Genomic DNA, 25,547 nt, shown 5'->3' with positions numbered 1-25,547 from the left:
TGTATCGACAGATCATGACCCTCGACATCGACAATCCGACCGAATGCCTGCGGCTGTTCAAATCGAATACCGTAGTCGGCTGGCTGATTTTCCTCGGTCTGGTGTTTGGCGGTCTATGGACCGTGGTCAAGCCACTCTTCTAGACCCATCGCAATGTCAAAGAACCGGGTGTGGCTTGCCCTTGCAACGCCCGCTTTCGCGTCTGGCCATTGAGTGGTTGGGAAAACGGGCGGTCATCGAAGCGCGTCTTTGTAGATAAGCATGCGATCCGAGGACCGCCCGTCTTCCCACCATCATTCAATGGCCAGACGCGAAAGCGGGCGTGGTAAGGCTCAACGACATGGAGGTGAGGCATGCGCAAGAAGCAACGGCGATCGACGGCAAAGATGTGGCCCTTCCTGGATTTCATACCGGACCCATTGCCGACGGCTCCCTTGGAAAGATTTCCGCAAGGAGCCCACCAGACGGACGAGCAATATGCGGCCGAATGGGAGATGAACAAACGGACCCACCGGCGCTGAATTATCATGCTGGCGGTTTTCCAAGCAATGGCGACGGCCTATGGCTATCACAAGACGTGCAACAAACCCGGTTGCCGCCGCAAGCGCCGTTGCACTGGAATACGTTTGCCAGGTGCGAAGGACAATTATCCGATTCCACTTTTTCCTCTCTGCGGTACGATCGACATGGCCGAGCGGGTGCGCGCAGGCGTGCGCGAGATGTTCAGCATACGGAAGACGAAACATGTTGTGCTGGTTGCCGCAGACGGCAGCTTACATCCCGGCGCGGAAATGTTAGAAGACGAGACATGACAACGAAACCGCGCATCACCATTCACTATTGCACGCAGTGCAGCTGGCTCCTTCGCTCCGCCTGGATGGCGCAGGAGCTGCTCTCCACGTTTGGCGCCGATCTCGGTGAAGTAGCGCTGATCCCCGGCACCGGCGGCGTCTTCGAAATCCATGTGAACGGCGATCTTGTCTGGGAGCGCAAGCGCGATGGCGGTTTTCCCGAGGCCAAGGTCCTGAAGCAGAAGGTACGCGATATCGTCTGGCCCGAGCGCGATCTCGGCCATTCCGACGGGCATAAGAAGTCCGAAGAAAGCGTCCACCTCCCTCATGGTGAGCCTCGTGAGCTGTCGAACGGCGAACCACGGAATCAAGATGAGTAAGCCGGAAGTTACGACAACGAAGCTGGACGACGCCGCGCGTGCCGGCTGGTTATACTACGTCGCCGGCAACACGCAGGACGAGATTGCCGCCAAGCTCGGCATTTCGCGGCAATCGGCACAGCGCATGGTGTCGCTGGCGGTGTCGGAGGGGCTGGTCAAGGTCAGGCTCGACCATCCGATTGCCCGTTGTCTCGATCTCGCCGCGCAGCTGAAAGCACGCTTCGATCTCAAGATGGCGGAGGTGGTGCCGACCGATCCGGGCTCCAGCTCGACGACGCTCGGTGTGGCCGATGCGGCGGCGGCGGAAATGACGCGCTGGCTCAAATCGGAAGAACCGATCGTTCTCGGTATCGGCACCGGCCGCACCCTGAAGGCGGCCATCGAACAGCTGTCGCCGATCGAGTGTCCGCAGCACAAGGTGGTGTCGCTGACCGGCAATATCTCGCCGGATGGTTCGGCGGCTTTCTACAACGTCATTTTCAACATTGCCGACAAGATCAAGGCGCGCTCCTTCCCGATGCCGCTGCCGGTCATCGCCTCCTCGCCGGAGGAGCGCGAGCTCCTGCACAGCCAGGCGATGATCCGCCCGGTGCTGGAACTGTCGGCGCGGGCGAATGTCGCTTTTCTCGGCATCGGCGATCTTGGCGAAGACGCGCCGCTGTTCATCGACGGCTTCATTTCGCGCGAGGAACTGAACGCGCTGCGCCAGGCCGGCGCGGTCTGCGAAATCATCGGTCGCGCCTTCGATCGCAATGGCGAGCCCATCGAGGGCCTCACCAATGCCCGCGTCGCCAGCGCGCAGATCCCGTCACGCGATACGGCGACCGTCATTGCCACCGCCAAGGGTGCAAAAAAGCTTCCTGGCATCGTCGCCGCGATAAAGGGTAAACTTATCAACGGTTTGATTACGGACGAGCAGACCGCGGAAGCACTTCTCTCCGGTAAATGAATATCCCCTCCTGACAACCATTGCTGCAGTGCAGCAACGAATTGCACTTGACTTGTTTCGCCGTTGTGTGAGTATTTGCCCAGAAGACAAGCAATTGCTCATAACATTCGGGAGGAATGAGATGTTAACGAGAACGCTTCTGCTCGGCGCCGTGTCTGCGCTCGCCATGGCGAGTTTCGCCCATGCCGAAACGCTGACCATCGCCACCGTCAATAATAGCGACATGGTTCGCATGCAGAAATTGACCGACGACTTTGCCAAGAAAAATCCGGACATTCAGCTCAACTGGGTGACGCTTGAAGAAAACGTGCTGCGTCAGCGCGTCACCACCGACATCGCCACCAAGGGCGGACAGTACGACATCATGACCATCGGCACCTATGAAGTGCCGATCTGGGCCAAGCAGGGCTGGCTGCTGCCGCTAGACGGTCTCGGCAAGGATTATGACAAGTCCGACCTTTTGCCGGCTATCGACGCGGCCGTCTCCGTTGACGGCAAGCTCTACGCCTCGCCCTTCTATGGCGAAAGCGCCATGGTGATGTACCGCACAGATCTCGCCGAAAAGGCCGGCGTGAAGATCCCCGAGAAGCCGACCTGGGACCAGATCGCCGAAGCTGCGAAGAAGATGACCGACAAGTCGACCGAGACCTACGGCATTTGTCTGCGCGGCAAGGCCGGCTGGGGCGAGAACATGGCGCTCCTGACCGCGACTGCCAATTCGTTTGGTGCCCGCTGGTTCGACGAGAAGTGGCACCCGCAATTCGACCAGCCGGAATGGAAGAAAGCACTCAAATTCTACGTCGACCTGATGAAGGAAGCCGGCCCTCCCGGAGCATCGTCCAATGGCTTCAATGAAAACCTGGCCTTGTTCCAGACCGGCAAGTGCGGCATCTGGATCGATGCGACGGTTGCTGCATCCATGTTGACCAACCCCAAGGAGTCAAAGGTTGCCGACAAGGTGGGCTATGCGCTCTTCCCGACCGGCGGCGTCGAGAACCACGGAAATTGGCTCTGGGCCTGGAACCTCGGCGTGCCGGCCAGCACCAAGAAGGCGGAAGCTGCGCAAAAGTTCGTCTCCTGGGCGACGGACAAGGCCTATACCGAGCTCGTCGCCAGCAAGGAGGGCTGGGCCAATGTTCCTCCGGGCACACGCAAGTCGCTCTATGCCAATCCGGAATATCAGAAGGCTGCTCCCTTCGCCAAGATCACGCTCGATGCGATGAATGCGGCGAACACGACCAAGCCAACGGTCAAGCCGGTGCCCTATACGGGCGGCCAGTTCGTCGCCATTCCTGAATTCCAGGGCATTGGCACGGCCGTCGGCCAGCAGTTCTCGGCGGCACTTGCCGGCTCTGTCAGTGTGGATCAGGCGTTGCAAAGTGCGCAGCAGCTGACGATCCGGGAGATGACCAAGGGCGGCTACATCAAGTAGAATCCTCCTGGCTCCGGACGGCTCGCGACGCAAATGTCGGGGGCCGCCCGGGCCTCCTTTTGCATTCTCACTTTTAATGATTACTGCATTGGAACCCGACCATGGCCACGCTTCAGACACGCGCAACTGCCCGTTTCATGATGTCGCCCGCCGTCATCCTCCTGTTTCTGTGGATGATCGTGCCGCTTGTCATGACGCTGTATTTTTCGTTCCTGCGCTACAATCTGTTGATGCCGGGGACCGAGGAATTTATCGGCTTTCTCAACTATCAGTATTTTCTGACCGACCCTTCATTCTTCACGGCTCTTGCCAATACGTTGACCCTCGTCGGTGGCACGCTGTTGATCACGGTTATCGGCGGTATCCTGCTGGCGCTCGTTCTTGATCAGCCATTTTTCGGGCAGGGCATCGTCCGGCTGCTGGTTATCGCGCCGTTCTTCGTCATGCCGACGGTTTCCGCGCTCGTGTGGAAAAACATGCTGATGCATCCAGTCAACGGCTTGTTTGCATGGATTGCCCGCTCATTCGGGCTCCAGCCCATCGACTGGTTTGCAGAACTGCCACTCTTCTCGATCATCCTCATCGTTGCATGGCAATGGCTGCCCTTCGCCACGCTCATCCTGCTGACTGCCCTGCAATCGCTAGACGGCGAACAGATCGAGGCGGCGGAGATGGATGGCGCTGGCGCGCTCTCGCGCTTCTTCTATCTGGTATTGCCGCACATGTCGCGCGCGATCACTGTCGTTATCCTGATCCAGACGATTTTCCTGCTCAGCGTCTTCGCCGAAATCCTGGTGACAACCAATGGTGGCCCGGGCATCCAGACGACGAACATCACCTATCTTATCTACGCACAAGCCTTGCTGCAGTTCGACGTGGGTGGTGCCTCGGCAGGCGGTATCGTTGCAGTTGTTCTCGCCAATATCGTCGCCTTCTTCCTCATTCGCCTCATCGGCAAGAACCTCGAGAGGTAGAGCCATGGCCCGCACAATCACCACACGCCGCAAGATGACATTCACGATCCTCGGCTGGGCAATCGGTTTCCTGATCTTTTTCCCGATCCTGTGGACTTTTCTGACCAGCTTCAAGACTGAAGGGACCGCGGTTGCAACGCCGCCGCAGTTCCTGTTCTTCGACTGGACGCTCGAGAACTATCGCGAGGTGCAAAGCCGTTCTGACTACATGAAGCACGTCACCAATTCCATTGTGATTTCGGTTGGATCGACCCTGATTGGCTTGGCGCTCGCCATTCCGGCTGCCTGGGCCATGGCGTTCTCGCCGACCAAGCGCACCAAGGACGTCCTGATGTGGATGCTGTCCACCAAGATGATGCCGCCAGTCGGGGTGCTGGTGCCGCTGTACCTGATCTTCCGTGATTGGGGCCTGCTGGATACGCGCATTGGTTTGGTTGGTGTACTTACAATGATCAATCTGCCGATCATCGTCTGGATGCTCTACACCTATTTCAAGGAAATACCGGGCGAGATCCTTGAAGCGGCGCGCATGGATGGCGCATCACTGATGAAGGAGATCGTTTATGTGCTGACGCCCATGGCGGTGCCCGGTATCGCATCGACCATGCTCCTCAACATCATTCTTGCATGGAACGAGGCTTTCTGGACGCTGAACCTTTCCGCCTCCAACGCCGCGCCGCTAACGGCCTTTATCGCATCCTACTCGAGTCCCGAAGGCCTGTTCTGGGCCAAGTTGTCGGCCGCATCGACTATGGCGATTGCTCCTATCCTGATCATGGGATGGTTCTCGCAAAAGCAGCTGGTTCGTGGCCTGACCTTCGGCGCCGTCAAGTAATTTCAGGGAGGATATTATGGGAAGTATTACGCTCCAAAAAGTATCGAAGTCATTTGGAACCACCTCGGTCATTCCTGAAATTGACCTTGAAATCGACGATGGCGAGTTCGTTGTTTTCGTCGGCCCCTCGGGCTGCGGAAAGTCGACCTTGCTGCGCATGATCGCAGGCCTCGAAGATCTGAGCGGCGGTCGGATCGTCATTGACGGCAAGGACATGTCCAACGAGGCACCCGCCAAGCGCGGTCTTTCGATGGTGTTTCAATCCTACGCGCTCTACCCTCATATGAGCGTCTACGGCAATATTGCCTTTCCGCTGAAGATGGATGGCCAGGACAAAGGCGCAATCGACAAGAAGGTCAAGGACGCGGCGCATATCCTCAACCTCACCAACTATCTCGACCGTCGTCCGGGACAATTGTCCGGCGGTCAGCGCCAACGCGTGGCCATTGGCCGGGCGATCGTGCGCCAGCCAAAGGCGTTCCTCTTCGATGAGCCCTTGTCCAATCTCGATGCGGCGCTGCGCGGTAACATGCGCCTTGAGATCAGCGACCTCCACCATCAGCTGAAGACGACGATGATCTATGTAACGCATGACCAGGTGGAAGCCATGACCATGGCCGACAAGATCGTGGTGCTGAATGCCGGGCGTATCGAACAAGTCGGATCGCCACTCGATCTCTACCGGAGCCCGAGGAATGTTTTTGTAGCCGGCTTCATTGGCTCCCCGCGCATGAACCTTATCGAAGGCCTGGAAGCCGCCAAGCAGAATGCGGTGACACTGGGCGTGCGTCCGGAACATATTCGCATCTCGAAGACTGAAGGTACCTGGAAAGGGACGGTCGGCGTCACGGAACATCTTGGCTCCGACACTTTCATCCACGTGCAGGTTGATGGCGTTGGCAAGATCACCGTGCGAACCGATGGCGATTTCAGTACCGAGTTCGGCCAGCAGGTGTATCTCACGCCGGAGCCAGCGCGCCTGCACCGATTTGATGCGAACGGCCAGGCAATTTGAAATGATGGGCAATTTGAAATGAACAGACTTGCAGGCAAGACAGCATTTATTACAGGCTCCGCACGCGGTATCGGCCGTGCTTTTGCCGAAGCGTACCTGCGTGAAGGCGCCGCCCATGTGGTGATTGCCGACATCAATCTCGAAAGCGCGCAAGAAACCGCGAAGGAGTTGGGAGCCGGGGCATATGCGGTCAGCCTCGACGTGACCAACCAGGCGTCGATTGATGCGGCGGTGAAAGAAACCGTCGACAAGTTTGCCGGCATCGACGTACTCATCAACAATGCTGCGCTGTTCGATCTGGCTCCGATCGTCGAAATCACGCGCGAAAGTTGCGACAAGCTCTTTGCAGTCAATTTTTCCGGCACGTTGTTCACATTGCAGGCCGTTGCCAAGGCAATGATCGCACGCGGCAAGGGCGGCAAGATCATCAATATGGCGAGCCAAGCCGGACGGCGCGGTGAGCCGCTTGTGGCGATCTATTGCGCCACCAAGGCAGCCGTGATCAGCCTGACCCAATCGGCGGGGCTCAACCTGATCGAGCACGGCATAAATGTGAACGCGATTGCGCCCGGTGTGGTCGACGGCGAGCACTGGGAAGGCGTCGACGCGCTTTTCGCCAAATATGAGAACAGACCACGCGGCGAGAAAAAGCGCCTCGTCGGCGAAGCCGTTCCCTATGGCCGCATGGGCACTGCAGAAGATTTGACCGGCATGGCGATTTTCCTGGCAAGCAGCGAGAGCGATTATGTCGTCGCCCAGACCTATAACGTGGACGGCGGCAACTGGATGAGCTGACTTTCCCGGCGCCGCATCAGATACGGCGCAGGTACACCTTACATGAAAAGAGGGGTTAGGCCCGATGACTGTTAAACTCTCCAAAGCCGCGTTGCAGCAACTGCCGAAGAATGTCGGCGTTCCTGGCTACAGCCAGTCCGATCTGAAAGCCGGGATCATCCATTTCGGTATCGGGAATTTTCACCGCGCGCATCAGGCGGTCTATCTGGACGAATTATTCAATGCAGGAGCTGATCACCAATGGGCTATCGTCGGCGCCGGTGTCCTCGCCTCCGACGAAACCATGCGGCAGAAATTGCAGCAACAGGACTGGCTGACCACTGTTGTCGAGCAGGATAGCGGCCACAGAACTGCCCATGTCACTGCGTCGATGATCGACTACCTGAATCCGGGCGAAACGGCTAACACCATTGCCCGCCTTGCTGATCCTGCAATCCGCATTGTTTCTCTGACCATCACCGAGGGTGGCTATTTCATTGATCCGGCGTCCGGCGTTTTCAATCCGAAACATCCGGCAATCGTGGCCGACGCGGCCAATATCAAAGACCCGAAAACCGTGTTTGGCCTGATCCTTGCCGGCCTTATCCGCCGCCGCGATGAAGGCACTGCACCATTCACCGTCATGTCTTGCGATAATATTCCCGGCAACGGTCATGTGACGAGCGACGCCGTCAGCGGGCTTGCCGCGTTGATCGACGCGAATTTGGCCAAGTGGGTCAAGGACGATGTCGCTTTCCCAAACAGCATGGTCGATCGCATCACACCGGCTACCACCGACCGGGAACGGGGCCTGCTCGTCACCGACTTCGGTGTCGAGGATAATTGGCCGGTCTTCTGCGAACCATTCAAGCAATGGGTGTTGGAAGATTATTTCCCGACCGGACGTCCGGCACTCGAGAAGGTGGGTGTTACGTTCGTGCAAGACGTTGCACCTTATGAGTTGATGAAAATCCGCATTCTCAATGGAGGCCACGCGGCCATCGCCTATCCGGCGGCGTTGATGGATATCCATTTCGTGCATGAAGCCATGGAAGAGCCCTTGATCCGCAACTTCCTGACGAAACTTGAACGCGAGGAGATCATTCCCGTTCTGCCGCCGGTCCCTGGCATGCCCTTCGACGCGTATTTTGATCTCATCGTCAGGCGTTTCTCCAATCCGAAGATTGGTGACACAATCCAGCGCCTCTGCCAGGACGGCTCTAATCGCCAGCCGAAATTCATCCTGCCGACCACGGCAGATCGGCTGGAGGCGGGCAAAAGTATCACAGGACTCTCGCTTGTCTCAGCACTCTGGAGCCGCTTCTGTGCCGGAACCACAGATACCGGAAAGCCGACAAACTATCTTGACGCCAGCGCTGAACGATTGAAGGTTGAAGCCCTGAAGGCAAAGGACGATCCGAAGGCTTTTCTCGCGATGAACGATATTTTCGGCGATGTTGGAACAAATCCAATCTTTGTGGAATCGTTCTCACGAATCCTCCGAACCCTCTGGGATAATGGCGCACGCGAGACTTTGAAACTCTACCTTGCCGATAAGCTCTGATGTCCAAACCGGCGCTGGTCATCTTCGATTGTGACGGTGTCCTCGTGGATAGCGAGCCAATTTCCATTGCTGTCCTGCTCGACATGATCTCCAAGAGCGGAACCACATTGTCCGAAGACGACGCCTATGATCGCTTTCTCGGGCGTAGTATGACGACTATCAGCAAGATATTGCATGAGGAATACGGTTTTGCCGCGAGTGAGGCCGACCTCGACGAGATGCGCGCCAATCTTTTTGCGCGCTTCGAGCTAGATCTGAAACCTATCCCCGGGATCGCCGAAACCTTGCGAACACTTGATGTGCCGCGCTGCGTTGCCTCTTCGAGCCAGCCGGACCGCATTCGCTTGTCCCTAAGACTCACGGGACTGATTGATCTGCTTGATCCGCATATCTTCAGCGCAACCATGGTAAAACGTGGTAAACCAGCACCAGATCTGTTTTTGCTCGCGGCGAAAACAATGAAAACGCCACCAAAAGATTGTGTCGTGATTGAAGACAGCCCGGCCGGGATCGAAGCGGCGAAGAGTGCGGGGATGCGTGTCTTCGCGTTTACCGGCGGTACGCATTCGCGCGGCGGACGGCTGGAAGCGGCACTTGCGTCTCTAAAGCCAGACCGTATATTCAACGACATGTTGGAACTACCAGGCTTGCTCGCCTCGCAGGAAGCCACACCGAAAGCTCGTTGATGCCGAAATTCGTCTGTGCGGTCGATGTTGGGACAGGGAGCGCCCGTGCGGGCATTCTTGATTCAGCCGGAAATCTTCTTGGCCGCGTTGAACATCCCATTTTGATGAATAGACCAATTGCCGATCATGCCGAGCACGATTCGCAGGACATCTGGAAATCTGTCTGTATCGCTGTAAAGGGCGCCGTAGCAGCCTCCGAAGTCGATCCATCGCAAGTTGTGGGTATCAGCTTCGATGCAACTTGTTCACTCGTCGTGCGCGACAAAGACGGCATGCCGCTGACTGTCTCGACGTCGGGCGAGGCGCGCTGGGATACCATCGTGTGGCTTGACCACCGGGCGCTGGATGAAGCGGATGAGTGCACGGCGACCGGCCACAAGGTGCTGAGCTATCTTGGCGGTGTGATGTCCCCCGAAATGCAGACCCCGAAGTTGATGTGGCTAAAGCGGCACTTGCCGGATAGCTGGAACAAAGCCGGCTACCTCTTCGACCTTGCGGACTATCTGAGTTGGAAAGCTTCAGGTTCACTCGCTCGCTCGCAATGCACGCTGACCTGTAAATGGACATATCTCGCGCATGAAAGCGAGGGTTGGCAGCCGGACTATCTAGAGACCATCGGCCTGGAGGACATGATAGCGCATGGGAATCTCCCTGATCACGCCAGTCCAATGGGGGCATTTGTGGGTCCTTTGACGCCGGAAGCGGCCAAGGCATTGGGACTGACCACGACATGCCGTGTTGGCGCCGGGTTGATCGACGCCTATGCCGGTGCACTTGGGGTACTGGGCGGCTTTGCAGGCGATCTTTCGCAGATCGACAGGCATCTCGCTCTGATCGCGGGCACGTCTAGTTGTCTGATGGCTCTTTCGCAGGAGCCAATTTCCTTCAGCGGCGGCTGGGGACCATATTATGGTGTGGCCTTGCCGGATTGCTGGTTAAGCGAGGGTGGCCAGTCGGTAACTGGTGCCTTGCTGGATCATGTTATTCGCTGGCACGGAGCGGTTGGTGAGCCGAACACGGCCTTGCACAAGAAGATCACCGATCGGGTCATGGAACTGCGTGAAAAGGAGGGGCTTGATCTAGCCGGCCGGCTGCATGTCCTTCCCGATTTTCATGGCAACCGCTCCCCGCTCGCCGATCCGCACGCGGTCGGTGTGATCAGTGGTCTGACGCTGGATGCATCCTTCGACAGCCTCTGCAGGCTCTATTGGCGTACGTCAGTCGGCATTGCACTTGGCGTGCGCCATATTCTCGAAGCGCTGAACGACAAGGGTTATGCGATCGACACCATGCATGTCACGGGCGGGCACACGAAGAGCCCGCTGCTGATGGAACTTTATGCCGATGCAACAGGCTGCACGGTGATCACGTCGGCCGCGGAGGATGCGGTGCTGCTTGGCACCGCCATGGTGGCAGCAACAGCAGCGGGGCTCTACGCTGATTTGCCCTCGGCCTGTATCGCGATGAAACAGGGGGGCCGACCGCGCCAACCAAATCCAGACGCGCGCAAGCGCTTCGACCGCGATTACCGCATTTTCCTTGAGATGCATGCCCAGCGCAAAGTACTGGACACGCTTCAATAAGTCAGTGAGCCTCGTCCCAGTTGTCAGCGGCGCGCGCGTCGACATGCAGCGGGACTGAAAGAGAAATCGCTGGCATTGCCGCGTTCTCCATGACCTCACGAATGACCGGGATAGTCGCCTCCACCTCGTCTTCAGCGGTCTCGAAGATCAATTCATCATGCACTTGCAAGAGCATGCGCGCCGAGAGTTTAGCCTTGTCGAGAGCTGGCTCCATGCGCACCATGGCGCGGCGGATAATATCTGCCGCGGAACCCTGGATCGGCGCGTTGATTGCGGCCCGTTCGTTGAATGCCCGGTGTTGTGGATTGGACGAACGTATCTCCGGATAGTGCGCACGCCGCCCAAAGATCGTCTCGACATAACCATGCTGGCGGGCAAAGGCCTTCGTCGATTCCATGTAATCCTTGATGCCGGGAAAACGTTCGAAATAGGTGCGGATATATTGGCCGGCCTCCTCGCGCGCAATCGACAGCTGGTTGGCAAGACCGAAGGCGGAAATACCGTAAATGATGCCAAAATTGATCGCCTTGGCGCGGCGCCGCACCTCGGAAGGCATGTCCTTGACCGGGACACCGAACATTTCCGACGCGGTCATGGCATGAATATCGATGCCGTCGGCAAAGGCCTGGGTCAGTTGGGGAATTTCGGCCACATGTGCGAGCACACGCAGTTCGATCTGGCTGTAGTCGGCTGAAATCAGCTTCTTGCCATGCTCCGCAATGAAGGCAGTGCGGATCTTGCGGCCTTCGCTGGTGCGTACCGGAATGTTCTGCAGGTTCGGCTCGGACGAAGAGAGACGTCCCGTAGAAGTGGCTGCCATGGCGTAGGAGGTGTGGACACGTTTGGTGCGTGGGTTGATATAGCCCGGCAACGCGTCCGTATAGGTGGACTTGAGTTTGGTAAGCTGACGCCAATCGACGATCTTGCGCGGTAGCTCATGGCCCTCAGCGGCGAGGTCTTCAAGAAGCTGTGCAGAGGTTGACCATTGACCGGTCTTGGTCTTTGAACCACCGGGCAGGCCCATCTTGCCAAACAGGATATCGCCCATCTGTTTGGGAGAACCGATATTGATTTTTTCGCCGGCGAGCCGGTAGATATCCTCCTCAATGGCGGCGGCCGATTGGGCGAGATCGCCCGACAACCGCGAAAGGATCTGCCGGTCGACGGAAATGCCGCGCTCTTCCATACGGGCTAGCACGGGGATGAGCGGGCGTTCCAGCCGCTCGTAGACCGACACTAGTCCATCGGCAACAAGACGCGGCTTTAGTAGGCGCCACAAACGCAAAGTCACGTCGGCGTCTTCGGCTGCATACTCAGTGGCACGTTCAATCGCAACCTTGTCAAATGTAACCGAAGCCTTACCCGAACCGGTCAAGTCCTTGTAGGCGAGGGGTTTGTGTCCAAGCCAGCGGTCGCAAAGACTGTCCATGCTGTGACTGCCTTCGCCGGCGTCGAGCACGTAGGAGATAAGCATCGTGTCATCGAGCGGGTGGAGATCGATGCCATGGCGATGCATGACCAGCCACTCAAACTTCATGCTATGCGCAATCTTGAGAACCGAGCGGTCTTCGAGAAGCGGCTTCAACATATCGAAGACTTCGCGTTCGGGTATCTGATGTTCTCTCAGACCACCGCCAAGGAGGTCGCCATCGCCCGACTTGTGACTGATTGGGATATAGGCCGCGCGGCCTGGGCGAGTGGCAAGCGACAATCCTACCACGTCGGCCTGCATCGGATCCGCAGAGTCGGTCTCCGTATCGAAGGCGATCACACCCGATGCCATCGCCTCATCGATCCAGATCTGAAGCGTCGCGACATCGCGAATGGTGATATAGGCGCTTCGATCGAATTTGGCGGCGAGCGTCTCGTCGGTGCGCGATTTCACAAGGTCAGCCGGAGTCGCGGCGACATTCGATGCGGATTGCTTGGGTGAACCCACCGCCAGGTTTGTTTCTGGCAATGCTTGGCGGCTCGGAGCTTGACCTTCGGCAGGGGGCACATCAACGTCCGGTCCATGTGCCTCGGCGACTGCTTCGACTTTCAAGCGTGCAGGCTCAATCTCACTCGCATCCACTCCGGTGGCTTCTGCCGCGCGACGGATCAATGAGTTGAATTCCATGGTCTTCAGGAAAGCGATGAGCTTGCGCCCGTCTTGCGGCTCAAGGCTGAAGTCCTCGATACCGACATCGATTGGCGTGTCTTTCTTCAGCGTCACCAGTTGGCGCGAAATGCGTGCCTGATCGGCATATTGAAGGATGTTTTCGCGTCGCTTCTGCTGCTTGATCTCGCCAGCGCGGGCAAGCAGCGTGTCAAGATCGCCGAACTCTTCCAGCAATTGTGCGGCAGTCTTTGGTCCGATACCGGGAATACCTGGCACATTGTCGGTCGAATCGCCAGTCAGCGCCTGGAGATCAATCATCTTCTCCGGCGGCACACCCCACTTCTCGATGACATCCGGAATACCGATCTGCTTGTCCTTCATGCTGTCATACATCGACACGTTTGGAGTGACGAGCTGCATGAGGTCCTTGTCGGAGGAGATGATGGTGACCTCTGCGCCTGCTCCCTCAGCCATGCGCGCATAAGTTGCGATCAGGTCATCAGCCTCATAACCGTCCTTTTCGATGCAGGGCAGGTTGAAGGCCCTGGTGGCCTGGCGGATGAGACCGAATTGAGGGATCAGATCTTCCGGCGGCGCTGAGCGGTTGGCCTTGTATTCGGGATAGATTTCCTTGCGGAATGTATGCGATGAATAGTCGAAGATCACTGCGAAATGCGTTGGCGTATCGCGAACCGAGGTATCCCGCGCCTCTCGGAGCAACTTCCACAACATGTTGCAGAATCCGGAGACGGCTCCCACCGGCAAACCGTCGGATTTGCGTGTCAGTGGGGGGAGTGCGTGATAGGCCCGAAAGATGTAACCGGAGCCGTCGACGAGGAAGAGATGATCACCTTTTTTCATGGTGCCTACGATTAAATGATCATCAGCAAAAAGGGAATGATCTGTCTTTTTCTTTCAACGGAAGATCGCTTGGACGGGTCTTTATCCTGACAAATGTGCATCACGCGTTTGTTACAAAGATGTAATCTGCGGTGCCCTTGAATTGCCACGGTTTGACCCCCAAATCCAGGGTGTCGACGTTAGATCGATGTCCGGAATGAAGGCTCGTCCCCCGCCTGACCCCGGACTTGTGGCCAGCCTCATCCCCCTCTCCAGGGCTGACCGCAAATGAGTGTAGTGATCTGGTCGCCTGTGGTCCCCCCGCCACGGCGGCCATTTCTTTTGTGGCCAAGTTGTTGGCACTTTTTTATGCCGCCATCGCCAAAATGCGCTAAGAAGTACTCCCTTCACGAATCCGGCTTACAAAAAATCAGGAAATACCATGTCAGCTCTCGAACCTGTCTTGAATGCACTTGATACAAACCTCGACAACAGTCTGGAGCGACTTTTCGACCTGTTGAAAATCAAGTCCATCTCGACTGATCCGGCCTTCAAAGCCGAATGCCGCAAAGCCGCCGAGTGGCTTGTTGCCGATCTGAAATCCATCGGTTTTGAGGCGAGCGTGCGCGATACACCGGGACACCCGATGGTCGTTGCCCACCACGAGGGTCCGAGCGCGGATGCCCCGCATGTGCTGTTCTATGGTCACTACGATGTGCAACCAGTCGATCCGTTGGAGTTGTGGGAGAACGACCCGTTCGCGCCGGCGATCAAGGAGATGGGCAATGGACGCAAGATACTGACCGGCCGCGGCACGTCCGATGACAAGGGACAGTTGATGACCTTTGTCGAAGCTTGCCGCGCTTACAAGGAGGTGCACGGCAGGTTGCCGGTAAAGGTCTCCATCCTGTTCGAAGGCGAAGAAGAATCTGGTTCGCCATCACTGAAGCCGTTTCTCAACGCTCACAAGGAAGAATTGAAGGCAGACTTCGCCCTCGTCTGCGATACCGGTATGTGGGACGCACAAACACCGGCAATTTCGGTCGGTCTGCGTGGCCTCGTCGGCGAGGAAATTGTCGTCAAGGCAGCTGATCGCGACCTCCATTCGGGAATGTTCGGCGGTGCTGCAGCCAATCCGATCCATGTTCTTACGAAAGTCCTTGCCGACCTGCACGATGAAAACGGCGCCATTACCATTTCGGGATTCTATGACGGTGTTGAGGAAACGCCAACGCAGATACTACAGACATGGGAAGGCCTTGGTTCGACACCAGAAAACTTTCTTGGTCCAGTAGGGCTTTCCATTCCGTCCGGCGAAAAGGGACGTTCAATACTGGAACTGATCTGGGCGCGACCGACGGCCGAAATCAACGGCATTACGGGTGGCTATACCGGTCAGGGGTTCAAGACAGTCATCGCGGCACAGGCGTCGGCGAAGGTGTCGTTCCGCTTGGTACACAAGCAGGATCCGGCGAAGATCCGCGAAGCCTTCAGGGCTTTCGTCCGGGAGCGTATTCCCGCCGATTGCTCGGTAGAGTTCCATGAGCACGGCGGCTCGCCGGCGATCCAGCTATCCTATGATTCACCATTGCTCACCAAAGCCAAGAACGCCTTGAGCGATGAGTGGCCGAAACCAGCGGTGCTCATTGCCATGGGCGGATCGATCCCGATCGTCGGCGATTTCCAGCGCCTGCTCGGTATGGATTCACTCCTCGTGGGTTATGGCCTGGAAGATGACCGCATTCATTCGCCGAATGAGAAATATGAGCTAAACTCCTTCCATAAGGGTCAGCGGTCTTGGGCGCGTATCCTTTCGGCGCTTGCCAAATAATTGAAAGGGAAAATTCGATGACCATTCGCTTTCACCGAAATGATCTGCCTGACCTGAAGCACTATCAGGTCGATGCCGTCGCAATCGACACGGAGACGCTGGGGCTAAATCCGCATCGTGACCGGCTCTGTGTCGTGCAAATTTCCCCGGGTGACGGCTCTGCGGATGTCATCCAGATCGACAAGGGCCAGAAAGCAGCGCCCAATTTGGTAAAGCTTCTTGGTGATGACGCCATCACCAAGATTTTCCACTTCGGCCGCTTCGACCTTGCAGTGCTTTTCCATACCTTCGGCGTCACGCCGAAGCCCGTCTTCTGCACAAAAATCGCTTCTCGTCTGGTGCGCACCTACACGGATCGGCATGGCTTGAAGGAAATCTGCAGTGAATTGCTGGATGTAAACCTCTCCAAACAGCAGCAGTCATCGGACTGGGCAGCACCGGAACTCAGTCAGGCCCAACTTGAATACGCCGCGTCCGATGTTCTCTATCTGCATCGCCTCCGGGCGATTCTGCAACAGCGGCTGGTTCGAGACGGACGTGCTGACGAAGCTGCAGCTTGCTTCGAGTTTCTCCCAACCCGCGCCAAACTTGATCTTATGGGTTGGGATGAGCAGGACATTTTCGCGCATAGTTGAGATAGTTATTCGGCCGACGCAAATGCCTTTCTTGGAGCCGTAACTCGATCGATATGGGCCCATTGCGGCCGTTTGAAGAGAAACTGACCGTAGCCGCTCCATTGAATAAGCCCGTAGAGGATGACCGGACCAACCACGCCGCTTGCTACGGTCAAGAGTGACACTGTCCCAATATCAGTAATCATGCCGCTCTCGAGCAGGATCGTGCGAGCAATCGCCATGGGCAGGAAGAAGGCGAGGTAGACCACAATTGAGTGGGCGCCAAGCCAGCGCAGCGGCACCACAATCCTATGCCAAGCGGAATGCGAACCTGCAATGAGCGCGGAAACCGACACAATCGCCAATGCCCCAGCAAAACCCGCAGCCAATGAGATCAAAGGGACGCTGCTCCAGCCGCCAAGCCCACCGGACGTGTAACTTTCTTCCGGTATCCACGCCGAAAATGGCTCGGGCGCAGGATGGAACACGAGCCATCCGTTGAGGACAGCCCAGATGCCGAGAATTGCCAATGCTGTCTGCGGGCGTTGCCGCAACCATTCGGCGAGCCGAAAAATCATTGGCGCAAAGGCGTAGCCGGCAAAGAAATAGACGAAGCGGCTGCAGAATTCGTCGATCACCAGCCAACCTGTATGGATCGGCAAAGTCTCAAGAGCTGCGGCAATAATCAGGATCAGCCAAACATTCACGCCCTTCAGAAGGCGGGTGACCACGAAAAACACCGGCAAGAGGTATATGAACCACAAAGTGCCGAAGGGTTGGATAAAGGCTACAAGATAGGCCGAGATGGCTCCGCCCAAATCACTTTCCGCAACGATGCCAGGGGTCTTGAACAGGAACTGGATCGTCAGCCAAAGAACGTAGAAATAGGCAAAATGCACGACCTTGCGGTCGGCGTAGCGCAGCCAGGAGCGGTCAATAACCAGACCAAGAAACAGGCCAGAAATCAGGAAGAAATCGGGCATACGGAAGGGTTGTGCGAAAGCAACGACAGCGTGCATCCAGCCGCGCGCGCCAGCTTCGTTCTCGACACCAAGAACCGAATGCATCATGACCACAAAGATGATGCAGATGCCCTTGGCTATATCGACCCAATAGACGCGTGCCTTTTCGCCGGTGCTCATACGTTTTTGTTCCCCCAAACCAGTTCCTACGTAGGTGAAATTAGAGAAGGGGAAGTTAAATTCGAGTGATTAACGGTCTGAAGACGCCAGCAGAGCCCAAAAACAAAAGAGCCGGGCATAAGCCCGGCGAATTGTGAACGCTAAAGCGTCCAGAGGGGAACACGCAACGAGCGAAAAATGGGAGGAGAACCGCTCGTTACGCAAGGATGAAAATAGGACTGGCTCAGCCGCTTTTCAAGGGCTGCAAGATAATATTTTACGCGTGCGATCATTTTTTAATCAGCTTAGGCAGTTTTAGGGGGCTCTAATTGGCCAGAGTGCCTGTTTGTGCGCCTTGTATATCCTTGCAAACGCCATGGCCGCGGAGCTGGCAACCGCCGAGGCGATACTGGGCTTCCGATGCCGGAGCCGGATTGAGTCGTTCGATGGCGCCACCGCCGCAACCGCTTAATATCGCCATCAGGCCTGCAAGAACGACAAGTCGCATCGGTTTACCCCGTGATTGATCAGGTCAAATTAGCTTTGCTTAAACGATTTCTCAATCACGCATGAGATGACCCGAAGTCGAATATTCCAGACTTTAACTGCACCTTAAATCGCCGCATTTACCCTGCAACGGGTCGCGGATCATTCTTGCAGCTGTTAGGGCGGGACTTCTTATTAATGGCATCACGCGATAGGGGCAAACAACGCATCGAGCCGGGGTTCAGTTCGGACCGCCGTTCGGGCGATGATTTGCGCGCAGATCCGGAGGACAGGCCCGTGGCGAAACGCAAGACCACCCGCAAATCCACCAAATCGAAACGTGGAAGGTCCCGCCGCAGCAGTTCTGGGGGCGGCTTTCTGGCACTCTTGCGGCGTGCGGTCTACTGGACATTCGTGCTGTGCATCTGGGGCGGCATTGCCTTGGCGGGAACGGTTATCTACTTCGCGGCGAAGATGCCGCAGACCACTACATGGTCGATCCCTGATCGTCCGCCAAACGTGAAGATCGTTTCAGTCCAAGGCGATTTGATCGCCAATCGCGGCGCATCAGGGGGTGAAGCGATTCGCCTGCATGACATGTCGCCCTACTTGCCGGAAGCAGTGGTTGCCATTGAGGATCGTCGCTTCTATTCGCATTTCGGCGTCGACCCGATCGGTTTTGCCCGCGCCATGGCAACAAATGTCATCTCCGGACGGTTGGTGCAGGGTGGTTCGACCATTACCCAGCAGTTGGCGAAAAACCTGTTCCTGACGCCAGACCGCACGATCGAGCGCAAGGTACAGGAGGTTTTGCTCGCCCTGTGGCTGGAGCATAAATATACGAAGGACCAGATTCTGGAGATGTATCTGAACCGGGTCTACCTTGGCTCGGGTTCCTACGGTGTAGCTGCTGCGTCCAGGCGCTATTTCGATAAATCAGCCAAGGAAGTCACGTTACCGGAAGCGGCGCTGATCGCCGGTCTGCTGAAAGCGCCATCACGGCTATCACCGGCCCGTGATCCTAAAGCCGCCAGCGAACGTGCGCAGCTCGTTCTAGCGGCCATGCGCGAACAAGGCATGATTGGCGAGAAGGAGCTGAACTTCGCGATGAAGCAGCCGGCCACTCGGGCTGCTTCCTATTGGAGTGGTTCGGAACAGTATGTGGCTGACCGGGCAATGGAGGAACTGCCTGGCCTGATCGGTGACGTGCGCAGCGATGTCATCGTCGACACAACGGTCGATCTTGGCTTGCAAAAGCTCGGCGAAGCATCGATTCGTGACCTGATCAGCAAGAACGGCGATAAGCTCAACGTTTCGCAAGGGGCAATGGTCTCGGTGGATGGCACCGGAGCCGTGCGAGCGCTCATCGGCGGTTACGACTATGCCAACAGCCAATTTGACCGTGCAAGCGAGGCCAAGCGCCAGCCGGGCTCGGCCTTCAAGCCGTTCGTATACCTTTCGGCACTGGAACAGGGGTTTACCCCGGAATCGATCCGTAATGATGCGCCTATCCGCATCGGCAATTGGACACCCGGAAACTATAACGGCAAGTATTTCGGCAAGGTCACACTTGCAGAGGCTCTGGCGCGCTCATTGAACTCGGTTTCGGCGCAATTGGTCATGGAAGTCGGGCCAAACACGGTCGTTTCAACGGCCCACCGCCTTGGCATCGAATCCAACCTCACCTCAAATGCGTCGCTCGCGCTCGGAACATCGGAAGTCACGCTGCTCGAACTGACCGATTCCTTCGTGCCCTTTGCCAATGGCGGTTACAAGGCGCCGATTCACATCATCCGCCGCGTGACCACCAACGAGGGCAAAGTGCTTTACGAATATAAGAGCCCCGCGCCGAGTCGGGTCATCGACCCGCGTAATGTCGGGATGATGAATGCGATGCTGCGCCAGACGGTGGAAAGCGGTACCGCGACGAAGGCGAAGTTCGGCTGGCCAGCGGCCGGTAAAACCGGCACCAGTCAGAATTTCCGCGATGCCTGGTTCATCGGCTATACGTCAAACCTGACGACCGGTGTGTGGTTCGGCAACGATGACGGCAAGCCGACAAAGAAGATCACCGGCGGATCTCTGCCTGCGATCGCCTGGAAAGACTTCATGGTTGCCGCGCACAAGGGTGTGCCGGTTGCCCAGCTGCCAGGGGACTACCAGCTGCATCAGCAGGTCAATGACGGCAACGACATCCTCCCCTCTGGCAGCGATCCAGCTGTTCCAGCGGCCGAAGGCGTGCCTTCCGCGCAGCTCGATCCGGCTGGACCTATGCCGCCGGCCGATCTTGGCGATCAGACCGGTTCAACCCGTCCGGTCCCTCCAGCCAACGTCGGTGGCAATGGTCAAAAGGGACGCAAGACGACCCTGTTCGATCTGATCATGGGAAATTAAGCGCGCGTTCAATATGTGAGCGTGCGCTTCACCGCCGATTTCCACCCCGCAATCTTGGTCTTGCGGGTTTTCTCGTCCATTTTCGGGGTGAATTGCGTGTCGCGTTCCCAAGTCTTGGAGAACTCGCGGCGGTTCGGCCAGATGCCGGCCTTCGATCCGGCAAGCCAGGCAGCACCGAGGGCCGTCGTTTCGAGGATGACCGGGCGATCGACTGGCGCATCGAGAATGTCGGCAAGACGCTGCATGGTCCAGTCCGAAGCGACCATGCCGCCATCGACACGCAAGACGGTCCTCGTATCGGCGGACTTCCAGTCCTTACGCATCGCATCGAGCAGGTCGCGCGTCTGGTACGCGACCGATTCGAGCGCCGCGCGGGCAAATTCGGCGGGGCCGGAATTGCGCGTTAGGCCGTAGATCGCTCCCCGCGCTTCGGCGTCCCAATGCGGAGCGCCAAGCCCGACAAAGGCCGGTACCAAATATACGTTCTGGCTGGGATCCGCCTGATCGGCGAGCTTTCCGGTTTCCGGAGCCGAGCCAATGATCTTCAACCCGTCCCGCAACCATTGCACGGCCGCACCGGCGATGAAGATCGAGCCTTCCAGCGCATAGGTCGTTTTCCCATTGAGCCGGTAGGCAATCGTTGTCAGGAGACGGTTCTTGGAAAGGACCATATCGCTGCCGGTGTTGAGAAGTGCAAAGCAGCCCGTCCCATAGGTGGATTTGAACATGCCGGGTTCGAAACAGGCCTGTCCGATCGCAGCTGCGTGCTGGTCGCCGGCAACGCCGAGAATGGGAATAGCAGCGCCAAATAGATCGGCTTCGGCTGCTCCATAGTTGGCAGCGCAATCCTTGACGTCCGGCAGCATGGCGCGCGGGATGCGAAGAATTTCAAGCAGTTCGTCGTCCCATTCGTTCGTCGCGATATTGAAAAGCAGCGTCCGGGACGCATTGGTGGCATCCGTTGCATGCACCTTGCCACCGGTCAGTCGCCAGATAAGGAAACAGTCGACCGTCCCGAACAGCAATTCGCCATTCGCCGCTCGCTTGCGTGCTCCCGGCACCTTGTCGAGTATCCATGACAGCTTTGTGCCAGAGAAATAGGGGTCGAGCAGGAGACCCGTCTTCCTGCTGAATTTCTTTTCGAGACCCTGCTTCTTCAATTTCTGGCAAAGGGAAGCCGTTCGTCTGTCTTGCCAGACAATGGCATTATGGATCGGCTTTCCGGTGGCCTTGTCCCAAACGATAACAGTCTCGCGCTGATTGGTTATGCCAATTGCCGCCACATCGCCTGCCTGGATCTTGGCATTCTCGATCGCCACTTGGCATGTACTGAGCACGGACTGCCAGATTTCCTCCGGATCGTGCTCCACCCAGCCGGATTGCGGATAGATCTGCGTGAATTCCTGCTGGCTCTTGCCAGCGACCTTACGGGTCTTGTCAAAAATGATGGCACGGCTCGACGTGGTGCCTTGATCGATGGCCAGGACGTATCCGTTCATGCTTCCCCCCTGATTTGCGCGCCACGATATGTATTTGATCCCGGCAGATCAATCGTTGCGACATGATATGCCTCGAATTTTGCAGTGCGATAGGATATTGCTGTGGCAACGGAGTATTCGCATGACAAACGATGAACCACGCAAGGTGCTTGTGCTGACCGGTGCGAGTCGAGGGATCGGCCACGCTACTGTCAAACGTTTTTCCCGCGCCGGCTGGCGCGTCATTACCTGCTCACGCCAGAGCTTTGATGATAATTGCCCCTGGCCGGCAGGTCCCGAGGATCACATCAAGGTGGATCTTGCCGATCCTGCCGATGTCGACCATGCGGTCTTAGAGATTCGCCAAAGACTCGCGGCCGAGGGCGGCAAGCTGAACGCGTTGGTGAACAATGCCGGTATTTCACCGAAGAACAGTTCGGGCGACCGGCTCGATTCGATCGAGACGCCGATGCAGACATGGATGACGGTGTTTCAAGTAAATTTCTTTGCGCCGATCATGCTGGCGCGGGGCCTGTTCCAGGAACTTGAGGCTGCGCAGGGATCGGTGGTCAACGTGACATCGATTGCCGGCAGCCGCGTCCATCCCTTTGCCGGCACCGCCTACGCCACGTCCAAGGCAGCGCTCGCCTCGCTGACACGTGAAATGGCGTCGGATTTTGGTCCGCACGGGATACGCGTCAATGCCATTGCGCCAGGCGAGATCGATACGGCAATTCTGTCTCCTGGCACAGACAAGCTGGTCGAACATCTGCCGCTCCGCCGGCTCGGCAAGACAGCTGAGGTCGCCGAGACGATCTATTTCCTCTGCACAGAGTCGTCGTCCTATGTGACCGGTTCGGAAATTCACATCAACGGCGGACAGCACGTTTAGGATCAGCCCTCCCCAGTGAGGGGAGGGCATAGCACTCGATAGTCAAACGTAGCGATTGACGACATTCTCCAGATATTCCTGGCGACCAGAACGCGGCTGTGGCTGGATATTCCTGTCCTCGACCTGCCTTGCAATGTCCTCGAGCGAAACTTTACCCGACAGCATCGCCTGGGCTTCCGGCTTCGACCAGCCCGCGTAACGATCGTCGACGAAGCCGGTGAGAGCCTTGTCTTCGATCATCTTTGCTGCGGCCTTGAGGCCACGCGCACAGGTATCCATGCCGCCGATATGGGCGGTCAGCAAATCCTGCGGGTCAAGCGACTGACGACGCAGCTTGGCATCGAAGTTTGTACCGCCCGTCGTAAATCCGCCAGCCTTGAGGATTTCGTGATAGGCCAGTGCCACTTCCGGAACATTGTTCGGGAACTGGTCCGTGTCCCAGCCAGACTGGTAGTCGTTGCGGTTCATGTCGATGGAACCGAAAATACCGAGCGCGGCCGCCGTTGCAATTTCATGTTCGAAGGAGTGACCGGCAAGAATTGCGTGACCCTGTTCGAGATTGACCTTCACTTCATTCTCGAGGCCGAAACGCTTGAGGAAGCCGAACACCGTTGCCGCATCGTAATCATACTGATGCTTGGTCGGTTCCTGCGGCTTTGGTTCGATGAGGATCGCGCCCTTAAAACCGATCTTGTGCTTGTAGTCGACGACGAGGCTGAGGAACCGCCCCATCTGGTCGAGCTCGCGCTTCATGTCTGTGTTGAGCAGGGTTTCATAGCCCTCGCGGCCGCCCCAAAGGACGTAATTGTCGCCTTTCAGCTTCTGTGTCACGTCGATACAGGTTTTGACGGTGGCGGCAGCATAGGCAAAGACGTCCGGATCAGGATTGGTTGCGGCGCCCGACATATAGCGACGGTTTGAGAAGAGGTTGGCCGTGCCCCAGAGCAGCTTCGTGCCGGTCTTTTCCATCTTGCCGGCAAAATAGTCGGCGATCGCATAGAGACGCTTGTTGCTTTCCGCGATCGTATCGCCTTCCGGACGCACATCTGCATCGTGGAAGCAGAAATAGGGAGCGCCGAGGATCGAGAACATCTCGAAGGCCACGTCGGCCTTCAGCTTGGCGCCATCCATCGTGTCGTTGAACCAGGGGCGTTCGAAGGTCTGGCCGCCAAATGGATCACCGCCCGGCCAGACGAAGGAATGCCAATAGGCGATGGCAAAGCGCAAATGGTCTTCAAGCCGCTTGCCCAATACCACTTCGTCCCGATTGTAGAAACGATAGGCAAGCGGATTGGTGCTGTCCGGCCCCTCATATTTGACTGGTTTTGTATCACCAAAAAATCCGCTGCTCATGACTGAACTCCTTTTAATGCTGGATAGAGGTTGTGATAGCGATTATACGCCGCATCGAAATCGCCGGTGAGTCTGATCTCCGGCTCGATAGTGTAATCGGTTGCAGGTGCGGCGCAGACGGCCCGCGCGTCAGCCCTTTCGGCCGCGATAAGTCCGAGCCGCGCGGCACCAAAGGCCGCACCGAAATCACCGTCGGCCGGGACATCGACTGGAATATTGAGCGCCGTTGCGATTGCCTTGAGCCAATAGGTCGAGCGCGAGCCACCGCCGACGGCAGTTACTCGATCAAGCTTCGTGCCGGCGGCAGCGAGCGCGTGAAGGCAGTCGCGGAAGGCAAAGGCAACGCCTTCAAGTACCGCTTGGGTCAGCACAGCGCGATCACTGGCATGTTCGAGGCCATGAAAGGAACCACGAATGGTGGAGTCGTTCAGTGGTGTTCGTTCACCAGAAAGGTAAGGAAGGAAGGTCACGCCGGACGGTGTGCGCAATTGATCGCCGAGCTCGCCGGTGAGTTCTGCCGGCTTGCGCGACGTGATATCCGCATACCAGTTCAACGCATCTGTTGCCGAAAGGATGACGCCCATCTGGTGCCAGGTGTTGGGGAGCGCGTGGCAGAAGGTGTGGACCGCGCTTTCCGGGTTGGGCAGATAGGCACTGTTGGCGGCAAAAAGCACGCCGGACGTGCCGAGCGAGACAAAGGCATGGCCTTCGCCGACGGTCCCCATGCCACAAGCAGAGGCTGCATTGTCGCCGGCACCGCCGGCGACCACTACATTGTTGCCCATGCCCCATTGCGCAGCGAGTTGAGCTTTCAATGCACCGGACACGTCGGTTCCCTCGACCAGTGACGGCATGTGGCTGGTATCGAGCCCGGTTGCGGCCAGCAAGTCCGCTGACCATACGCGTTTACCGACATCGAGCCATGAGGTACCCGCTGCATCCGACATTTCCGATACATATTCGCCAGTCAGCCAAAGCCGCAGATAGTCCTTCGGCAGGAGTACGCGGCGTAGTTTTGCGAAAATCTCAGGTTCGTTGTTCTTGACCCACACTACCTTCGGTGCGGTAAATCCCGGGAAAACAATATTGCCGCTGAGCGCACGAAATTTTGGATCGCTGTCGAGGTGAGCAGCTTCCTCGTGGCTGCGTGTATCATTCCACAAGATACAGGGACGCAGTACCTGATCTTCAGCGCCGAGCAGGGTGGCCCCGTGCATCTGGCCGGACAGGCCGATGCCCTTCACCGCCGAGAGTTCCTTGCCGTGCGTCGCTTTGAGCGCCTGGATTGCGTCCTCGGTTGCCTTGATCCAGTGTGACGGCTCCTGTTCCGACCAACCGGAATGCGGGCGTGAAACATCGAGCGTACCGGTGCCGGAACCGACAACGGACTGGTCCTCGTCGATCAGCAATGCCTTGACGCCAGACGTGCCCAAATCGAGACCTAGATACATGGG

At 57.4% G+C, this 25,547-nt stretch carries 20 protein-coding genes and 2 pseudogenes; 17 read left to right on the top strand and 5 right to left on the bottom strand.

The window, feature by feature from the left end:
- From ubiA to AAAC48_RS07495, 13 genes and pseudogenes are all read left to right on the top strand, one after another.
- Positions 1 to 143 (top strand): annotated as a pseudogene (gene ubiA, locus AAAC48_RS07555) (4-hydroxybenzoate octaprenyltransferase); the annotation flags it as partial.
- A gap of 210 nt (positions 144 to 353) precedes the next feature.
- Positions 354 to 521 carry a hypothetical protein gene (locus tag AAAC48_RS07550; RefSeq protein ID WP_340653592.1) on the top strand — a complete coding sequence of 56 codons (168 nt, stop codon included), beginning with the start codon at positions 354 to 356 and terminating at the stop codon, positions 519 to 521.
- Positions 522 to 527: 6 nt separating this feature from the next.
- Positions 528 to 812 carry a hypothetical protein gene (locus tag AAAC48_RS07545; RefSeq protein WP_340653591.1) on the top strand — a complete coding sequence of 95 codons (285 nt, stop codon included), beginning with the start codon at positions 528 to 530 and terminating at the stop codon, positions 810 to 812.
- Positions 809 to 1,081, top strand: a pseudogene (locus AAAC48_RS07540) (SelT/SelW/SelH family protein); the annotation flags it as partial. The gene AAAC48_RS07545 and the pseudogene AAAC48_RS07540, both read left to right, overlap by 4 nt.
- A gap of 82 nt (positions 1,082 to 1,163) precedes the next feature.
- Positions 1,164 to 2,120 carry a sugar-binding transcriptional regulator gene (locus tag AAAC48_RS07535; RefSeq protein ID WP_340653597.1) on the top strand — a complete coding sequence of 319 codons (957 nt, stop codon included), beginning with the start codon at positions 1,164 to 1,166 and terminating at the stop codon, positions 2,118 to 2,120.
- A gap of 121 nt (positions 2,121 to 2,241) precedes the next feature.
- Positions 2,242 to 3,552 carry a sugar ABC transporter substrate-binding protein gene (locus AAAC48_RS07530; RefSeq protein ID WP_340653590.1) on the top strand — a complete coding sequence of 437 codons (1,311 nt, stop codon included), beginning with the start codon at positions 2,242 to 2,244 and terminating at the stop codon, positions 3,550 to 3,552.
- A 101-nt stretch (positions 3,553 to 3,653) separates the two neighbouring features.
- Positions 3,654 to 4,526, top strand: a complete 873-nt coding sequence (locus tag AAAC48_RS07525) for a sugar ABC transporter permease (protein ID WP_340653589.1) — start codon at positions 3,654 to 3,656, stop codon at positions 4,524 to 4,526.
- Between the two features lie 4 nt (positions 4,527 to 4,530).
- Entirely contained in the window at positions 4,531 to 5,361 is an 831-nt protein-coding gene (locus AAAC48_RS07520) for a carbohydrate ABC transporter permease (RefSeq protein WP_340653588.1), read from the top strand.
- A 16-nt stretch (positions 5,362 to 5,377) separates the two neighbouring features.
- The gene (locus tag AAAC48_RS07515; protein ID WP_340653587.1) at positions 5,378 to 6,376 is read left to right on the top strand and encodes an ABC transporter ATP-binding protein; all 999 of its coding nucleotides are present in this window, start codon (positions 5,378 to 5,380) and stop codon (positions 6,374 to 6,376) included.
- A gap of 18 nt (positions 6,377 to 6,394) precedes the next feature.
- Positions 6,395 to 7,171, top strand: coding sequence for an L-iditol 2-dehydrogenase (locus AAAC48_RS07510; RefSeq protein ID WP_340653586.1), 777 nt, complete (start codon positions 6,395 to 6,397; stop codon positions 7,169 to 7,171).
- 64 nt (positions 7,172 to 7,235) lie between these two features.
- The gene (locus AAAC48_RS07505; protein WP_340653585.1) at positions 7,236 to 8,714 is read left to right on the top strand and encodes a mannitol dehydrogenase family protein; all 1,479 of its coding nucleotides are present in this window, start codon (positions 7,236 to 7,238) and stop codon (positions 8,712 to 8,714) included.
- On the top strand, positions 8,714 to 9,400 hold the full coding sequence (locus AAAC48_RS07500) for an HAD family hydrolase (RefSeq protein ID WP_340653584.1): 687 nt from the start codon (positions 8,714 to 8,716) through the stop codon (positions 9,398 to 9,400). The genes AAAC48_RS07505 and AAAC48_RS07500 overlap by 1 nt, the downstream gene beginning before the upstream one ends.
- Positions 9,397 to 10,983: an FGGY-family carbohydrate kinase gene (locus AAAC48_RS07495; RefSeq protein WP_340653583.1), complete on the top strand. Its 1,587-nt coding sequence runs from the start codon at positions 9,397 to 9,399 to the stop codon at positions 10,981 to 10,983. Before AAAC48_RS07500 ends, AAAC48_RS07495 begins: the two co-directional genes overlap by 4 nt.
- A gap of 1 nt (position 10,984) precedes the next feature.
- Here AAAC48_RS07495 and polA read toward each other — a convergent pair whose 3' ends face one another.
- Positions 10,985 to 13,945 (bottom strand): DNA polymerase I, encoded by a 2,961-nt coding sequence (polA, locus tag AAAC48_RS07490; RefSeq protein ID WP_340653582.1) that lies wholly within the window; start codon positions 13,943 to 13,945, stop codon positions 10,985 to 10,987.
- A gap of 421 nt (positions 13,946 to 14,366) precedes the next feature.
- Between polA and AAAC48_RS07485 the strand changes: the two genes are divergently transcribed.
- The gene (locus AAAC48_RS07485) at positions 14,367 to 15,755 is read left to right on the top strand and encodes a dipeptidase (protein WP_340653581.1); all 1,389 of its coding nucleotides are present in this window, start codon (positions 14,367 to 14,369) and stop codon (positions 15,753 to 15,755) included.
- Between the two features lie 17 nt (positions 15,756 to 15,772).
- Positions 15,773 to 16,390, top strand: a complete 618-nt coding sequence (locus AAAC48_RS07480; protein WP_340653580.1) for a ribonuclease D — start codon at positions 15,773 to 15,775, stop codon at positions 16,388 to 16,390.
- A gap of 5 nt (positions 16,391 to 16,395) precedes the next feature.
- On the opposite strand, the gene AAAC48_RS07475 is transcribed toward AAAC48_RS07480, so the two are convergent.
- On the bottom strand, positions 16,396 to 17,511 hold the full coding sequence (locus AAAC48_RS07475) for an acyltransferase family protein (protein WP_340653579.1): 1,116 nt from the start codon (positions 17,509 to 17,511) through the stop codon (positions 16,396 to 16,398).
- A 663-nt stretch (positions 17,512 to 18,174) separates the two neighbouring features.
- On the opposite strand from AAAC48_RS07475, the gene AAAC48_RS07470 reads away from it, so the two are divergent.
- Positions 18,175 to 20,370, top strand: a complete 2,196-nt coding sequence (locus AAAC48_RS07470; RefSeq protein WP_340653578.1) for a transglycosylase domain-containing protein — start codon at positions 18,175 to 18,177, stop codon at positions 20,368 to 20,370.
- A gap of 8 nt (positions 20,371 to 20,378) precedes the next feature.
- On the opposite strand, the gene glpK is transcribed toward AAAC48_RS07470, so the two are convergent.
- Positions 20,379 to 21,869, bottom strand: coding sequence for a glycerol kinase GlpK (gene glpK, locus AAAC48_RS07465; RefSeq protein WP_340653577.1), 1,491 nt, complete (start codon positions 21,867 to 21,869; stop codon positions 20,379 to 20,381).
- A gap of 121 nt (positions 21,870 to 21,990) precedes the next feature.
- Between glpK and AAAC48_RS07460 the strand changes: the two genes are divergently transcribed.
- Positions 21,991 to 22,740 (top strand): SDR family oxidoreductase, encoded by a 750-nt coding sequence (locus tag AAAC48_RS07460; protein ID WP_340653576.1) that lies wholly within the window; start codon positions 21,991 to 21,993, stop codon positions 22,738 to 22,740.
- A 42-nt stretch (positions 22,741 to 22,782) separates the two neighbouring features.
- Here AAAC48_RS07460 and xylA read toward each other — a convergent pair whose 3' ends face one another.
- Both xylA and xylB read right to left on the bottom strand, forming a co-directional pair.
- Positions 22,783 to 24,093, bottom strand: coding sequence for a xylose isomerase (xylA, locus tag AAAC48_RS07455; RefSeq protein ID WP_340653575.1), 1,311 nt, complete (start codon positions 24,091 to 24,093; stop codon positions 22,783 to 22,785).
- Positions 24,090 to 25,544, bottom strand: a complete 1,455-nt coding sequence (gene xylB / locus AAAC48_RS07450; RefSeq protein WP_340653574.1) for a xylulokinase — start codon at positions 25,542 to 25,544, stop codon at positions 24,090 to 24,092. Before xylB ends, xylA begins: the two co-directional genes overlap by 4 nt.
- Positions 25,545 to 25,547: the final 3 nt, after the last annotated feature.

Origin of the sequence: Phyllobacterium sp., assembly GCF_037994405.1 — a bacterium.
In the GTDB taxonomy this organism is placed as follows: domain Bacteria; phylum Pseudomonadota; class Alphaproteobacteria; order Rhizobiales; family Rhizobiaceae; genus Phyllobacterium.
Note: the sequence above shows the minus strand (reverse complement) of the source record. Positions and strands in the feature narration are given on the sequence as shown.